Source organism: Niallia sp. FSL W8-0951 (assembly GCF_038006525.1).
In the GTDB taxonomy this organism is placed as follows: domain Bacteria; phylum Bacillota; class Bacilli; order Bacillales; family Cytobacillaceae; genus Niallia; species Niallia circulans.
In genome coordinates, this window is record NZ_JBBOVK010000001.1 from 2210244 (window position 1) to 2225872 (window position 15629).

Annotated in this window: 18 protein-coding genes and 2 pseudogenes; 7 read left to right on the forward strand and 13 right to left on the reverse strand. The window is 32.7% G+C overall.

The annotated features are described in order from the left end of the window. Positions 1-2: 2 nt before the first annotated feature. Positions 3-542: pseudogene (locus NSS71_RS11085) on the reverse strand (YqeG family HAD IIIA-type phosphatase); the annotation flags it as partial. Between the two features lie 555 nt (positions 543-1097). Here NSS71_RS11085 and NSS71_RS11090 point away from each other — a divergent pair. Next, positions 1098-1238 (forward strand): sporulation histidine kinase inhibitor Sda, encoded by a 141-nt coding sequence (locus tag NSS71_RS11090; protein ID WP_016202937.1) that lies wholly within the window; start codon positions 1098-1100, stop codon positions 1236-1238. Positions 1239-1319: 81 nt separating this feature from the next. Here the strand turns inward: NSS71_RS11090 and NSS71_RS11095 are convergent, their stop codons facing one another. Then, positions 1320-2108: a phosphatidylserine decarboxylase gene (locus NSS71_RS11095; RefSeq protein ID WP_047941328.1), complete on the reverse strand. Its 789-nt coding sequence runs from the start codon at positions 2106-2108 to the stop codon at positions 1320-1322. Between the two features lie 127 nt (positions 2109-2235). Here NSS71_RS11095 and pssA point away from each other — a divergent pair, with 127 nt between their 5' ends. After that, complete coding sequence (pssA, locus tag NSS71_RS11100) at positions 2236-2775, forward strand: CDP-diacylglycerol--serine O-phosphatidyltransferase (protein ID WP_047941329.1); 540 nt, start codon at positions 2236-2238, stop codon at positions 2773-2775. A gap of 156 nt (positions 2776-2931) precedes the next feature. Here pssA and NSS71_RS11105 read toward each other — a convergent pair whose 3' ends face one another. The 4 genes from NSS71_RS11105 to NSS71_RS11120 form a co-directional block, all read right to left on the reverse strand. Then, positions 2932-4713, reverse strand: a complete 1782-nt coding sequence (locus tag NSS71_RS11105) for a M3 family oligoendopeptidase (protein WP_341151649.1) — start codon at positions 4711-4713, stop codon at positions 2932-2934. A 236-nt stretch (positions 4714-4949) separates the two neighbouring features. Continuing rightward, positions 4950-5150 carry a hypothetical protein gene (locus NSS71_RS11110; protein ID WP_047941331.1) on the reverse strand — a complete coding sequence of 67 codons (201 nt, stop codon included), beginning with the start codon at positions 5148-5150 and terminating at the stop codon, positions 4950-4952. Between the two features lie 121 nt (positions 5151-5271). After that, complete coding sequence (locus NSS71_RS11115; protein WP_047941332.1) at positions 5272-6036, reverse strand: N-acetylmuramoyl-L-alanine amidase; 765 nt, start codon at positions 6034-6036, stop codon at positions 5272-5274. 163 nt (positions 6037-6199) lie between these two features. Continuing rightward, the gene (locus tag NSS71_RS11120) at positions 6200-6655 is read right to left on the reverse strand and encodes a hypothetical protein (RefSeq protein WP_144546687.1); all 456 of its coding nucleotides are present in this window, start codon (positions 6653-6655) and stop codon (positions 6200-6202) included. A 311-nt stretch (positions 6656-6966) separates the two neighbouring features. Here NSS71_RS11120 and NSS71_RS11125 point away from each other — a divergent pair, with 311 nt between their 5' ends. Next, positions 6967-7287, forward strand: coding sequence for a hypothetical protein (locus NSS71_RS11125; RefSeq protein WP_047941334.1), 321 nt, complete (start codon positions 6967-6969; stop codon positions 7285-7287). 137 nt (positions 7288-7424) lie between these two features. Here NSS71_RS11125 and NSS71_RS11130 read toward each other — a convergent pair. Together NSS71_RS11130 and NSS71_RS11135 are read right to left on the reverse strand one after the other, a co-directional pair. Beyond that, a pseudogene (locus tag NSS71_RS11130) lies at positions 7425-7817 on the reverse strand (sigma-70 family RNA polymerase sigma factor); the annotation flags it as partial. 17 nt (positions 7818-7834) lie between these two features. Next, positions 7835-9334: a recombinase family protein gene (locus NSS71_RS11135; RefSeq protein WP_341151650.1), complete on the reverse strand. Its 1500-nt coding sequence runs from the start codon at positions 9332-9334 to the stop codon at positions 7835-7837. A 515-nt stretch (positions 9335-9849) separates the two neighbouring features. On the opposite strand from NSS71_RS11135, the gene NSS71_RS11140 reads away from it, so the two are divergent. Continuing rightward, positions 9850-10425, forward strand: a complete 576-nt coding sequence (locus tag NSS71_RS11140; RefSeq protein WP_341151651.1) for an SHOCT domain-containing protein — start codon at positions 9850-9852, stop codon at positions 10423-10425. Positions 10426-10568: 143 nt separating this feature from the next. Further along, the gene (locus NSS71_RS11145; RefSeq protein WP_341151652.1) at positions 10569-11237 is read left to right on the forward strand and encodes an Ltp family lipoprotein; all 669 of its coding nucleotides are present in this window, start codon (positions 10569-10571) and stop codon (positions 11235-11237) included. Between the two features lie 93 nt (positions 11238-11330). Here the strand turns inward: NSS71_RS11145 and NSS71_RS11150 are convergent, their stop codons facing one another. Then, a complete protein-coding gene (locus NSS71_RS11150; protein ID WP_445668932.1) occupies positions 11331-11558 on the reverse strand; it encodes a WYL domain-containing protein in 228 nt (75 codons plus the stop codon). A 108-nt stretch (positions 11559-11666) separates the two neighbouring features. Here NSS71_RS11150 and NSS71_RS11155 point away from each other — a divergent pair, with 108 nt between their 5' ends. Both NSS71_RS11155 and NSS71_RS11160 read left to right on the forward strand, forming a co-directional pair. Next, on the forward strand, positions 11667-11996 hold the full coding sequence (locus NSS71_RS11155) for a YolD-like family protein (protein ID WP_095259006.1): 330 nt from the start codon (positions 11667-11669) through the stop codon (positions 11994-11996). A 14-nt stretch (positions 11997-12010) separates the two neighbouring features. Further along, entirely contained in the window at positions 12011-12373 is a 363-nt protein-coding gene (locus NSS71_RS11160; protein ID WP_341151653.1) for a hypothetical protein, read from the forward strand. A 366-nt stretch (positions 12374-12739) separates the two neighbouring features. Here NSS71_RS11160 and NSS71_RS11165 read toward each other — a convergent pair whose 3' ends face one another. The 4 genes from NSS71_RS11165 to NSS71_RS11180 all read right to left on the reverse strand — a co-directional run bounded on the left by NSS71_RS11165 (position 12740) and on the right by NSS71_RS11180 (position 15402). Next, on the reverse strand, positions 12740-13243 hold the full coding sequence (locus tag NSS71_RS11165; RefSeq protein WP_341151654.1) for a hypothetical protein: 504 nt from the start codon (positions 13241-13243) through the stop codon (positions 12740-12742). A 366-nt stretch (positions 13244-13609) separates the two neighbouring features. After that, positions 13610-13948 carry a hypothetical protein gene (locus NSS71_RS11170; RefSeq protein ID WP_341151655.1) on the reverse strand — a complete coding sequence of 113 codons (339 nt, stop codon included), beginning with the start codon at positions 13946-13948 and terminating at the stop codon, positions 13610-13612. 80 nt (positions 13949-14028) lie between these two features. Next, a complete protein-coding gene (locus tag NSS71_RS11175; protein WP_341151656.1) occupies positions 14029-14424 on the reverse strand; it encodes a hypothetical protein in 396 nt (131 codons plus the stop codon). Positions 14425-14442: 18 nt separating this feature from the next. Continuing rightward, positions 14443-15402 carry a hypothetical protein gene (locus tag NSS71_RS11180; protein WP_341151657.1) on the reverse strand — a complete coding sequence of 320 codons (960 nt, stop codon included), beginning with the start codon at positions 15400-15402 and terminating at the stop codon, positions 14443-14445. Between the last annotated feature and the right edge of the window lie 227 nt (positions 15403-15629).

Below are 15629 nucleotides of genomic sequence, written 5' to 3' on the forward strand. Positions count from 1 at the left end.
TATTAATCCTCCCAAGTTAATTTTCCGTTTCTACGAAACCAATTTAAAATTCTTCTTTCGATTCTACGATTAATTCTGGTCATAAACCCATCTGTTTGCGCAACAGGCACGACTAAAATGGTATGAAACCCACTACGATTCCCACCTAGAACATCTGTTAATAATTGGTCCCCAATTACAACTGCTTCTTCTTTTTTTATATTCATTTGCATGATAGCTTTTTTAAAAGCACGGCCAAGCGGCTTTCTAGCAGCAAAAATAAAAGGAATATGCAACGGGTCAGAAAATGACTTTACTCTTGCTTCTTTATTATTGGAAACAATTGTGACTTTAATGTCATTTCTCTTCATTTCTGCAAACCATTCAATTATTTGTGGAGTCGCAAGCGGGCGATCCCATTCTACTAACGTATTATCTAAGTCTGTTATGATGCCTTTTATTCCTTTTTTCTTTAAATCATCTGGGGAAATTTCAAATATATTTTTAACAAACTGATTTGGCAAAAATTGATTTAACACTAAAAAACACCTCTTAACTCTTTCATTTCTATAGTTTAACCAGTATGTCTTCCTATTGTTATGGTAACCATTTTTGCGATAGAAGAAAATAATATTATACCGTTTTTCTTCTTAAAGAAGATACCATATTCTTGCTTTTTTTAATAATAGCAAAATAATTTTCGACAAAATACGCATTTTTCAACATATGTGGATAACATTATACACATAATACCCATTGATTTACATATAGTCCACATAGTTCTCAACAAAATAATCACAGGTTATCCACTGAGCGCTGTGGATAAACGAACAGTTGTTCTCTATGTTTATTTTTGTTAAAGTAAGGATACAATATAATATCCAAAAAACTTCCAAGATTAATTTACTAAAAAAGAAGATTAAAAGTGTTTTCTACATAGCAAATTTTTTACATAGACAAGCTCGTTTTCTGATAAACATTGTCGATTGATCCATCTTGTATGCACTTTTTAATCAGCAAATTTTTTTAAAACCTTATTTCAACACTGAAAACAACTACATTTATATATGTTTTCTATGAAAATCTTCTCATTATATTCGAATGGAGGTGTTTCTGGCATGCGAAAACTGTCAGATGAATTATTGATTGAGTCCTATCATAAAGCAAGGGAATTAAATTTAAGCCCTGAATTTATTCGTCTCATCGAAACAGAGATTCACCGACGTTCTTTAAGCAACAAGATAAAAGTCTCCTCTTAAACCAATAGTAATAATTATACATTCCATTTGAAAACAGCCTTAAAAAGGCTGTTTTTCTTTTAAACTATTAAATTTGTATCATTACGCTTTGCGAAGCTCTCCAATAACCTCTCCTATTTTAACCGGATATGGAATGGAATGAAAGCCTTTCTGTTTAAATGTATTTTTTTCAAATAGCAACACAACAGTTGAGCCAAATGAAAAATAGGCAATTTCCTCTCCTTGAACTACGCGGTCTTTCTTATGATTTAGGACGATAGAGTTAATAAACATGGCACCAACCTTCACAATACAAATCCCGTTTCCTTCCTCTGTCTTTAATTCCGTTATAGAACGATAATTTTTGGAGAGGGTAGATTTGCCCCACTTTAAACCATATTTATTAACAGGATACGATTTATTTCCAAGTGTCCAACGATTTGTTACGGTACCTGTGGCAGGACAATGAATACGATGATAATGACTTGGGCTTAAATAAAATATTAAATAAGTTCCACCAATATACTTATCCACTGTTTTTTCATCCCCAAGCATTTCATGAATAGAATACGTTTTTCCTTTAACTAAAATAGAGCAATCTTCTCTTACTTCTCCAATATCCTCAATCACAGCATCAACAGGACTAATTATTTCTCCATGATCAGCATGAATATTTCGGCAGTTAGCTTTTAATTTTCTAATAAAAAATTCATGCAAGGATCCGTATTCCTTTAGTTGTTTGTCCATTTCCTCTATATTTATTTTATAAACTTTTGCAAAGGAAGGAATTATATATCGGCTCCATCTAGAATAAGCAAATTTCTTAATCAAATAGGAACTCCATCTTCCATTTGTCAGTTCAATACAAAATCGATAAATTGTTTCTTTCAATGAAGCAATCCTCCAATAAATAAAAATTTTTCTTTACGAATAATCATATACTAATTAGAATTATATATGATTATATAAAAAAATAGTTGTATGAAATGCAATTCATTTCATACTAGGAGTGAATCTAATGTTTTTACATGGAGTTTTAGAACAAACCATCAAGAAAATTAAAACTCAACTCGCTAATGTGTTAACTTTAACAAATATTTCATTAGGTGCTTTTGCAATTATCTATAGTTTAAAGGGACATCTCCAATTAAGTCTACTGCTTATTTTTATCGCTGCATTAGCAGATAGACTGGATGGAATGACTGCCAGAAAATTCAATATCGAATCAGAGCTTGGCAAACAGCTTGATTCTATGAGTGATATCATTTCATTTGGGGTAGCACCGGCATTATTAGTGTACCAAGGTATTTTATTTGAGTTGGGAGCACCAGGATCTTTCTTTACAGTCCTTTATATTGTGTGTGGCGCTTTTCGATTAGCTCGATTTAACATTACGGAAAGTCATGGTTTTTTTACAGGCCTGCCGATAACTGCAGCTGGCTGTATTTTAACCTTTAGCTGTCTATTTTTCACTTTTATACCGAGCCATATTTATTTATTTCTTATGCTTATTCTTTCCATTCTGATGATTGGAAGTTTCAAATGGAGAAAAATCTAAGCATTTACTAAAGCTATTCATCAAAAAATTAAGACCTCCTACACACCAGCAGCTTTTGGTATGTAGGAGGTCTTTTATCTACATTTTTCCTTTTAAACGAATGCCTGTAATTCTATTCCTTACTGTATCCTTTGAAAAATCAGATTAAAAGCTCTTTCATTCATTCGTTAACGCTAAAAATTCTTCTACATCCTTAATACAAAGATCTATGGCACTATTCCAGAAATCCTCTTTTGTTAAATCAATTTGAAGGTGCTTAAATGCCAATTCTTCTACTGTCATGCTTGCTGTATCTCTTAATAGGGCAATGTATTTCTCTTCATAGCCTTTTCCTTCATCCAATGCTTTTGCATAGATTCCAAGTGAAAATAGAAAACCAAATGTATAAGGGAAATTATAAAAAGGTACACCTGTAATATAAAAATGCAATTTTGAGCCCCAGAAAGAAGGATGATATTCATCTAAAGCGTCCCCATATGCTTCTTTTTGTGCGTTAAGCATTAACATATTTAATTGCTCTTTTGAAATTAATCCATTTTGACGTTCTTCATAAAATCTTGTTTCAAAAAGAAAACGAGCATGAATATTCATTAACAATGCTATAGATCGCTGAATTTTATCTTCTAATAAGACCAGCTTTTCATCCTCTGATGATGCAGCCTTTAATGCTGCATCTGATACTATCATTTCCGCAAATGTAGACGCTGTTTCTGCCACATTCATTGCATAATTTCTATTTAATGTGTGCATATCCCGCATAGCGTATGTATGAAAACCGTGGCCCAATTCATGGGCTAAAGTTGAAACATTTGACGGCGTACCAGAATACGTCATAAAAATGCGTGACTGAGCACTTTCAGGGAAATAGGTGTGAAAGCCCCCTGGCCTTTTCCCTTTTCTATCTTCTGCTTCAATCCATCTCTCTTCGAACGCTTTCTTTGCGAATCCTGACATTTCCGTACCAAATTGCTCGAAATGTTTAATAATAAATTCGGCACCTTCTTGGTAAGACATTTTTGTTTCTATTTTACCAAGAGGAGCATCCAGATCATACCAGCTTAATTTTTCTAATCCTAACAATTTAGCTTTTCTATTTAAAAATTGTACAAATGGCTGTTTTTTCTTTGAAATTGCATTCCACATTGCCTGCAATGTTTCTTCTTGCATCCGATTAATCGCTAACGGTTCTTTTAAGAAATTAGTCCAGCCTCTCATCCCATAAACATTTAATCGGAAACCAGCTAAATGGTTTAATGTTTTGGCAAGAATTTCCCCATTTGCGTCCCATGCTTTTTCCCATTCTCTAAACACCTTTTTTCTAACTGCGCGTTCAGGATTTGAAAATTTATTGGCAGCTTGTCCAACGGAGAGATTTTCTTCATCAAAAGGAATCTGAATTTTCCCAACGACGGTATCATACATTTGGCCCCAGCCATAATAGCCATCAACACTTAATTTATTTATCAATGTTTCTTCTTCTTCAGATAATTTTTCTTTAGCAGCCGCTCTTCTTTCTGACAGCACAAAATAAAGTTCTTCTAGATTATTTCCTTTAAATAAGGAATCCCATTCCATATCACTATATAAGGATAATTTCCCATCAAGAACCGTTAACACATTTTGAAACACAGCACTTAATTCAGTTACTCTACCTCTTAATGTACTTGCTCCTTTATCCTCCATATTCTGCGCCTCTAAACAGCTGACAAAAGCACCTGCTTGTCTTACTTTTTTTGCGACAACTTCAAACTGATTCACAATTTGCTGCAAAGAATCTTTGTCCGTCTCCTGTAATGGCTCATACTTATGTACATATGCTGATAATTTTTCGATTTCATCCATTGACATAGCTAAATGCTCTCTAAACTCTTGAGAATTACTTCCTCCAGGAAATAAACCCTCTAAATCCCATGTAGCTTGATATTCTTCTATCTTCACTTTTCTCCACTCCTTTCACTGCTACTACTATGTCATTATAGTTTGACTATCGAAATATTTCCATTCTTTCTGTAAAAATAGTAAAATATTTCTGATAACAAAAGAAAAAGCATCGTTATCTTAAAAAGATACATGATGCTAGAGTCGATATGAAGCAGCTTGCTTGTATTGTCCATTATTTCATCAGCAATCACTATATTTACTATTCCAACATCTAAATTTTTTTTCTATTTCCCTTAGCGATAAAAACTACCAAATGCCCAAAAACCCCAAAATAAAATGATAACAATAAAAAGAATGATTAAAAATGCGTACCAGAAACCACCATATACACCGCCATAAGCAGGATAAGGGGCACCATAGCCAAATGGTGCAGGTCCCATTCCACCAAGCGGAACAGCTGCTGGTACTTGGTTTGGGTATCCATAACCAGCCATTTATTCTCCTCCTCTCTTTCTATAAAATATTCTTAATTTGTTGTGAATGTTTTAGGCAATTGTCCCGTTTCTAACTTTTTCCTATATATCCACTAATTATTTAAAAATGTTATTTCTCTTTCTAAGGAGATATAAACGTATGAAATCCAGCTTCCTTCGCTTTTTCTGCTAAACGCTCCGCATTCGTTCTATTACTAAATGCACCGATTTGTACTTTAAACAGATTGTTTTGAAATAAAATAGCTGTATCAAATCCCTTTTCAGCTGCTTCCATTGCTTTTTTTTCTGCGTTTTCCTTTTCCTTAAATGCTCCAATTTGTACACGATAGATTGGTGATTGACTTTTCTTCTTCTGCAGAGAAAAGGCCGTTTCTAATCCTTGGACATGCCCTCTTGCAATCTTCGTAATAAAATTACTATCTTTTAGCTGATTCGCATCTGCTACTGTATCAATGAACCCATTTTCTGTTAACAAAGCAGGCATGATTGTTTCTCTTAATACGTGAAAATTTGCTTTTTTCTTTCCTCTATCATTAAATCCTGTCTCATCTATAACTACCTTATGAATATCATTCTGATAAGTGGTCGTAGGTGCGCCAACTCCCGGATAAATATAACTTTCGAAGCCATTACCCCCACCAGCATTTACATGAATAGAAAGATAAAAATCAGCATTCCAGTTATTGGCAGTTTTCACTCTTGCGGGTAAACTTACAGTTGAATCATTATTGCGACTCATCCGAATTTCCACATCTTCATATTCATTCAGAAGAAAACTTCTAACCTGTCGGGCAATACTTAAGGTAATATTTTTTTCTTGCAGCCCATTTCCAACTGCACCAGAATCTGAACCACCATGACCAGGATCGATAAAAATTTTAACCATGCTTTTCACCACCTTTCTAATAGTATAGATAGGTGGTGAAAATTCGCTTGTTTAAAAGCCTATATATCGAATGTTAGATCTACCCCTATTATCTCCGGGAAACTGCTTGCATAATAGGCAGAGCTGAAAAGATAGATAATTTTTCTCTCTTGATTTACTTCTTTTATGAAAAGATAATACTCTCTCTTTCTGTATTCTCGATAAATTTCACCTCATGAATGGAATCATTTTCATCACAATAATATATGGACTTACTGATAATGGAATTCTCATCTTCTCCAAAACTAAAAAACACGATAAATTTAACCATTCCTTTTTGCAGACCTTCTATGTCGATGCTGTCATTTTCAGCAGTAAATTGATATGGTGTTTTTAAACCCAAGTCAAATCTCCAAACTTCATTGTTATATAATTCCCCACTTACTACTTCATGCTTCATCGTTAAATAGGAGTTGATATCAGCTTTTTTTTGCATACTTCTTACCGTATCTTTTAGCTCAGAAATGGAAATTTCGGCACCCTCTTGATATGCAACACCCTGCAAATCATCTATATTAGGAATGGGCCAGAAATTGTTAATAAAGGATATCAATAATGTAATGAATAGTATATGTCTCATAAACACAGGTCTTCAACCCCTTCGATAAACTTTAATCTTTTCTGCTTTGCAGCATCTTTATATTTCATGTATATTACAAATGTTATAAAACATTTACAAGAAGTGAAAATTTTTGTGAGACATTTTTTGCATTCTAAGTTTGTTAATGTTCCCTTCTCATTATAAAAAAAGGAAGGCCTGTACCTTTCTAACGATATGATTTACCCACTCCAAAAATGATTAAATTTTCCAATTATGCAGTCATTCCCCCTTTTCTTATTCGCATACTTCTAAAGGACATGCATACAATGTATGGAAGGAGGAGAGACAAAATGAAAAAGATCTCTTTAATATCCATTATCATTCTATTGGGTTTTATTGCTTACATAGAAACACCAACCGCAAAAATTAACAAAAATAATGTTCTCTTTTACGGAGCTATAAAGGAAGAGCAAGAAGTTAGCAGTAATGGAGATGAAATATTTGGAGCTCCGGATCTTGAATATAAATTAGAAGAAACAAAAGAAGAAGATGGGTTTATAGTGGAAGTTTACCGTGAATATGAAATTTATAAAAATCGGCAAGGCGAAGTTGTAAAAACGGTAGCAACCGACAATACAGAATCCCTTCATTACGCAAAATATAAAAGATAGAAAAAGCCGCTTAGTCAACCTTAAAAAACTAAGCGACTAAGCTGCTCTTCTATCCTTTAAATACGTTATCGATGTGTCTATATAAAACGATTTCCTCATAAGAATGCAAATCTATAGAACATCCTTATGTAAAGTTTTTATTCATTTTTCCGCTTTTTTTCCTTTTCTGCTCGATAAAATTCATGGAACATTTTCATTAATGCTCTTTTCTCTATTCTTGAAACATAGCTTCTTGAAATCCCTAATTCTTTTGCAATTTCTCGTTGCGTCTTTTCCTTCTTTAAATCTAGACCAAACCTGCCGATGATTACTTCTTTTTCTCTTTCATCTAAAACATCAATATATTCCTTTACTTTCTCAAGCTCCATATTCAACTGAATCGTATTGACAACATCTTCCGATTCTGATTTTAGAACATCAATAAGACTAATTTCATTCCCCTCTTTATCCTGACCAATTGGATCATGCAGGGAAACATCCTTTTTGGTTTTTTTCAAAGCTCTCAGGTGCATAAGGATTTCGTTCTTGATTACAATAGGGTACTACATTAAAAGATTTGTATATTTATAGTCTCACTGTCTACAACAATTACTTCTTTAATTACCCTTCTCAATATTTCTTGTTTATGTTCAAAAGAAAATTCGTTTTTCTTATTCTTCATAAACATATTGATCGCAGATTCCAAGGCAACCACACTTGGTTCTTTACCTGCAGCTACTTCATTTTCATTTAACATTTCGTTATACTTATCTTGTAACTTCTTTTCTTTTATTTGAAGATTTCTTATTTGTTCTTTGATTTCTTCCAGATCCATATCATCATCTTCACTTAGGCTGACAAGTTGGAATAAACGCTTGCGGCCCTTTTTAGCTTTTTCTATTTCTGCTAAGACATATTCCATTTCTTCTTTTAAATAGGTCTTTTCATCTTGTTCTCTAAATTCAGCAATTTTCTTTGGATCACTGAGTAAATCCACTATAGTGTCCCATACATACTTATTTAATTTGTTTTCACTTATCTGTTTACCGCATCCCTTTGATTTTGAACCAGCATAGTTTTTACGACATGTGTAAATAAAAAAATCTTTACCGTGTGATTTCGTTTTTTTACCTGTCATAGTTCCTCCGCAACGATCACATCTTACTAGACCAGATAATAAATACTGATGAAAGCTAACTTTTGTTTGGCGTCTTCTCCCCTGCTCTAATAGGGACTGGGCATATTCAAATTGTTCTAGTGAAATAATTGCAGGTATCTCCGTTTTTAACCATTCTTCTTCCGGCCTGATTTTTCCATATTCCACTTTTTCCCCTGCTTGTTTTTTTACATAATTACCAACCGTATCATATTTGTTTTGATAATAATTACCTGTGTATGCTTCATTCATCAATATTTGACGGACTACTTGCCGATGCCAGACCTTTGCACCACGTTTTGTTGGAATACTTATATCTGTTAGGTGTAGAGCAATACCATTTATCCCCTGAAATTTACTGTTAGGATTGGTGTAATAGTCAAAGATCATTTTGACCACTTTTGCTTCTTCTTCATTTATTTCGTATGTTTCTTTCTCTTTATTATAATGGTAGCCATATAAATGATTGTTTTTAACAACCTTGCCAGACTTGGCTTTTCGATATCTTCCTGTCATAGTATTATGTTTAATCTTAGCTTTATCAAATTCAGAAAAGGCACCCCTAACTTGGAAATACAATTGTCCTTCAGCGTCGTTTTTGTAATCACTTCTGACAAACTGCAACTCTACGTTATTCTTCTGCAGTGTCTCCGTAATCATTAGCTGTACTAATAACTTTCTAGATAACCTGTCAGGATCATAACATATCACTTTATGAATAAGTCCATTTTCAATATCGTCTTGTAATCTAGTCAAAGCAGGTCTATTCATTATTTCGCCAGTTATTCCTTCATCAACGTATTTTAGGTATTCTTCATTTCCAGCTAATTGAATGCACTCTTCAATCTGGCCGTTTATGCTGAATCCCTTTAATTGTTCCTCTGTCGACACCCTTGCGTAAATTCCTATCAAGTTTATTTTGCTCCTCTCTATATTTCTTTACAATATAATGATAGCAATCTTGGATAACTTTGTCAGTATTAGGACCTTCGATAATGTTGACCTTCATGTTGTCATCACCTCATTAATCTATATGAGGTGAGAGCTTGTATTTATTAGTTATAAAAAAATGCCTATTAAAGGTATCTAGATTGCTTTACCTACATCAGCCAATAAAGATAGAAATAAGGGGAAGATTTATGGATACATACCCTAGACTACAATTCATCATAATTTTATACCTAACTATTTGACCAAATATTTCATAAAGGATTTTATTCAATAAATATAGAAATATAGACATGGGTGATTATATGTGGAAATGTTCATATAGAAAAAAACTTCTTTTAGCTCGTCTATTAAATTGTAAAGTTGATGACTTTTATAAATGGATGGAATCTTGACTTATAATCATGTCTATTTTTGTCGAATGTATAGAAAAATCATCTTATTTTTTCTAAGATGACATAATCAAGGAGGTTATATAATTGGGGTTATTTTCAAAAAAATCAAAAGATGATAAAGAAAAGGTAATAAACAAATTAGATTTAAGGCTTATTTCAGGCGCTTCTCTCATATTGAATAAGAAAAATGCTAGTAATGACCAGTACGTCTGCTTTAGACAACTAGAAAACGGTATTACTAAAGTATATTTATTACTTAATAAAAGTAAAGCAAAAAAGTATTACGTAACTAATGTAGAATGGAACTTTCAAGAAGGACGAAGTGGTGGAAAAATTGCTGGTGGTGCTCTGGTTGGAACCTTAGTAGCTGGACCACTTGGAACCATTGCTGGTGCAGGAATGGGGAGTGGAAAAAAAGATCAATCAGTTGCCCAAGTTACACTATATGATATAGACGAGAAAAGAGAATTAACAATAGCTGTTAAATGTACCGTTGATGAATACTCTATACTATCAAGCATGATAAGTATTCGTCATTCTGAAAAACAGCAAAAAATAGATGCAGCAAGTGAAATTCGTAAATTCAAAGAATTACTAGATGATGGAATTATTTCAGCAGAAGAGTTTGAAGACAAGAAGAAACAACTATTGGATTTATAAAAAGAAGCCCTTCTCAAACGAGTCGGGTCTTTTCTATCATTTTCCTTTTGTCTAGTTTTGTCGAATCTATAGTATTATTTTCTCTGTAAATGTAAAATACTGTTGCTAGATAGATAAATACAGGAAATTAGGGGGAAGTCAACTTGGCTAAGAAAGAGAAAGTAAAAAAACCATTTTATAAAAAGTGGTGGGTTTGGTTATTAGCGGTCATCATTATCGGTTCCTTAGCAAATATGGGCGAAGATTCTGATCAAACCGCTCCAACTACAGACGAAAAGACAAGTGAAGAAGTAGCTTCAACAAATGATAGTAGTGAAAAAGCTGGAAAAGAAGAAGCTGAGAAGAAAGCAGCCGAAAAAAAGGCTGCAACTGAGGAAGCCGAAAAGAAAAAAGCTGAAGAAGAGAAAAAAGCCAAAGAGGAAGAAGAAAAGAAAGCTAAAGAAGAAGCAGAAAAGGCAAAAGCTGAAGCTGAGAAGAAAGCTGAAGAAGAAGCAGCAGAGAAGAAAGCTGCGGCCGCTGGAGTTGAAGGTGCTAATGCTTTAAGTGCTGCTAGAGGATATATCGACTACACTTCTTTCAGTCATAAAGGACTTGCTGATCAATTATCATTTGAAGGCTATTCACAAGACTCAATTAACTATGCTATGGAAATAATGGACACGGAAGTAGATTGGAACGAACAAGCAGAGCTGACAGCACAAAGCTATCTGGATTACACAAGTTTTTCACAGTCTGGACTTGTTGACCAACTAGTATTTGATGGATTTACTAATGAACAGGCACAGCACGGAGCAGACTTTGCATTTCAATAATAATAGTAATCCCCACTTACAAAGAGCGGGGATTTTTTTTGTGCATCGTTTATAAAGTTCCAATGACTAAGTCAAATGGTTTTTCAAAAAGGCTTATGCATGCAATAATTCCCACTTCTCTTTTTTGAAGGAAGCAGCTAAGATGGAATCAACTTTAAAGATACGTGGCTGTTTCTTCGCTAAGCAATATGCCTTTATATATGTTTCGGTTACTCTATTTACTAAAATTGATCTTTGAGACACTGAATTATCTTTCTTAATATAGATAATTTCAATTGGTTTACCTTCCACAAATGCTCTTTCTAGTTGCTTTATCATCATAAACTACCTCCCTTTTGGATATATTATATACGAACATTCGTTCGAAAACAATATTGAAACCGAACAATTGTTCTTATATAATTATCCTATCGAAAAGGAGTTGGGGATATGTTAAAAGACCGGGGTACTAAAAAGTGGGTAGCGATGATGCTGCCTGAACATGTAGCAGGAGTAAAAGAAGTTATTGAGAGCCAAAATAAGATTGAACAGCCTGTTTTAGATGAGGATAAATTGAATGATATAGACATACTAATACATGAAGGCATGGAATATAATCAACTGCTTAAATTTAGCCTTTTTAACAACGGTTATATAGATACTTTGATTGGCCGTACTGTTTATATTGACTACCTTAATAACCAGCTGCGTATTCAAGACGAGAAAGATTATATACATTACATCTCTTTTAGAAAACTTGTGGACGTAGAAAAAGCATAAATGGAGCATATGTTATGAGTAGACTTAATGATAAAGAAAGAGACATTTTTGAGAATGCTATATATTTACCAATGCTGTTAACCGTGCTTGATCGTGACTTTAAGGTAGCTGAGACTGCACCATTTAAACTCAATCAAGTCTATCTAAACTTAATTGAACATACAATGAAAAAAGTGCAAAAGGATATGCGAGACAATAATACAAAGATGTATAAACGAAACTGGAAACTGGTCAAAGGTGAAAGTGACGAAGCATTTACGGAATACAATTTCTATTTTGATGGCTATCATGAAGTACATCGTTATTTCAACCACAATCTAAGGAATAACACAGAAAAGTTACTTAATTATTACTTCTTCCATCGGCATGCAGATTAGTGATCTAGTGGAAACCATTTTGGGTGCTTAGCTATTATTTCTTTTAAAGTTCCAGAGTCGATTGTTTTTCTATAACAACCGCATTGTTGGTGTGTTAGGGTATGTACTGTATCTACATATATTTTTTCGTTCAACAAAATATTCCTATTGCAAATTGTGCAGCGGATTTGATTATTATATATAAAATGGCTTTTAGATAGTCTTATAACACTCATACTTCGCTCCCTTCTTTTATTAGGATGGATTCTTTTTTATAATCCGTTTTTCCTTGTAGTTCACAAAATGGACAAAATAAATAACTTTTTATGAAGTTGGCAATTAATATGAATAACCTCATTGCTAAGTTTTTTTATATTTACAACACAATTATTTAGAATCTTTCTTTTTCAACTTGAATTTCCACTTTATTTTTAAAATCTCAAAATAACTAATTGGAGTATTAGTAACAGGGGAATAAAAATTAGAACGGAATACTTTTCTCTCCGTTGTAAATACTGCCAGCCTTACATAAGTATTAGGCTCAATGTAATCTTCAAATAAAGGAAGGAATTCTTTTACAGTTGCATTTGGTAAAATATCTCTAAATGATTCATCTTGATTTGGATTATCTATTTCATTTATCCATAAGATTCTTCTAATAAATTTATTAAATTTGTATTCCTCTATGTATATTTTCGTTATAAAAGTTGTTTTTACAGAATGATTAATGACAATAAATTCATTTGCATATTCTTTGCCTGCACCAATACTACTTGGTGCTAGGATCACTTTTATATTCAGATTTTCCTTTTCTCTCTTTCCTATCAGACTATTAAACAAAGCTATAAGTGCGTTAATAATTGGTCCTAAAAAGCCCATTGTCTCATTCATCTCCTTCCATCTAAATTCCACCTAATCTTGTCGTAATTATTGAAGCTATATAGGTCTTCTTACTTTCCTGAAATACAAAAACCCTGCTTTATGGCAGCATGGTTTTTGTAAGTTATCATGGTTATTATGCCCTAAATTTAAAACAATTTACTCTAAGTTAAAGGACCAACTATACCGTCCATAGTTTACCCCTTATCTTCTGAATTTTTTGATAACTGCTAACTTTCTACTTCCAGAGATACCGTCATATCCTTTAAATTCTATCATCTTAAAGAAGGATTCATTTTTGGGAAAATAAATTCTGCTAAGTTCACAAGTAGTATTAAAAAAGACCCTTTTAATAAAAAAGAAGTCTTTTTATCTTTATTATGCTGGATTCATTTCATTGATCAGTTTAATTAATTCTAGTGCTGCAGTACTTGCTTGTACGACAGATGGTAACCAACCAAATATTCTTTTTGCTCGTGATTGATCCCCATTTTCAATAACTGTTCTTAATTTCTCAGCGTTTTCCATAGCATCTTCTACTTCTTCTTGAGGACCTTTTTTTATTTCTTCTATAAGTTTATTTATTAATACATCTAACTCCTCGTTATCCTTCCCGTTTTCATAATTGTTTATAGTTTGATGACTTTCACCATCACCAGTAGTAATGTTCAGATTTTTATTTGTTCCACCAGAAATATTTACACTTCTATTATCCATATAAATATATACACCTTTCCCTTCATCTTTTAGCAAACCTAATTCAACCAAATCCGAAATCATTAACTGCTTTGAATGTCTTATGTTAAGATAAGTTCCCTTGTCTTCACTCTGGTCTTGAAATTGCCCTTTTTTTTTATAGCATTTTCTATAAAATCATCTGTAAATGAGAAAACCAATAATAAGTTATGCGCTTCAAATTCATTTTGACCACAAAAACAATCAAACAATTCACCCTCTATAGGTTCTTCGAGCAAAAAGGTATCGCATTTATGATTATCTGGACATAAAACAATCTTCTTGGGAATTAATTCATATCCGCTTTTTGACATAAGATATCGATATATTTCTTCGTAAAAAGAGTAATCTAATCCTACAGCATTTAATATGTTTTCTACGGTGAATTCATCTATAGAAGGTTCATTAGTAGCCCATTTATATAGTACATCATATATTTCAAAAATTGGTATTGACATAATGAACCCCCTTTAATTTTAATTTTTCGCTACTGCCGTTTCTTTTATATTAATACTTCCATTATTAACCTTTACTAAAGCTTCTAAAACATGATCAAACACTACTTCAGGGACTTGTTTAGTAAATTTAAAATAACCAGATTGAATATTAACTTCAAAAGTAGCTTCGATTGTTATGCCAGTAACATTATCTACATAAGAAAAAAAGCATGTTTCATCCATTGTTTGATCTGTCGGAAGACCTATATCCTGAATAGCTTTATTTATTGTGTGAAAAGTCTTATCATTTGAAAGGTTGACACCCTTTTTCCCATTAAATTTTAAACTTCCTACTGTTGATGGCATTGCGATATGTCTTGAAGCAACACCAGCAGATAATATAGTACATAACTCTACCGCATTGTCTTTTGTTAGTTTAGGTACAGGGAACCATTTAAAAGGTGTAGCAAAGCCCATAATTTTCATTACATGTTCCGAATACTTTTTCACTTCAGTGCTTGGGCACCTTAACTGGATTATTTCATCTTGTCCAAAGTGGATGACTACAGATCTAAAAGACGCATAAAAGTCAGGTATGGTTCCATAACCAGATCTTCTCATAAAGCTTTTTCTCTCTACAAATTTCAAGTACACCGCAGAACCATCTTGCTTTATTGCACATATTTTAATGTTAGAATCTAATTCTGGTTGCCATTGTGTATTTATATTCTCTTTTGTTATCAAATTTTCCTTTATTAACGTTGAAATAAATAACTCTGGTGTTTTTGATTTATCTGGAAAATTAGATTCTGGTTTACATATTGTCATATAAGGACTCGTAAATTTAAATTGTTCATTTAGATAATTGAGTTTTTCTTTTTGGTTTTTTTCTATTAATCCATCAATCACTACTTCTCTATCTTTACCAGAAAATACAACTTTGTTAGCTTTTGCTAATTGGTTAATATATAATTTCGGTACATTAGGATAATTACTCAAACAAAAAACCTACCCCTCTAATTCTTATTAGCGGGCTCTAGTCTAGACATTTTCAATCAAAATATGTTACTATTAAGTTATCAGAGAATATACTAGAGCTCTAGCACGTACTGCCAGTACGTGTTTTTTTGTTTATATTTGTCTAATTTTAATTTTATGTATTACCTTTATAATCTTTTATTGTTGTTTTCTAGTTTATTTGTTTATGCTATTAATATAAAGATTAT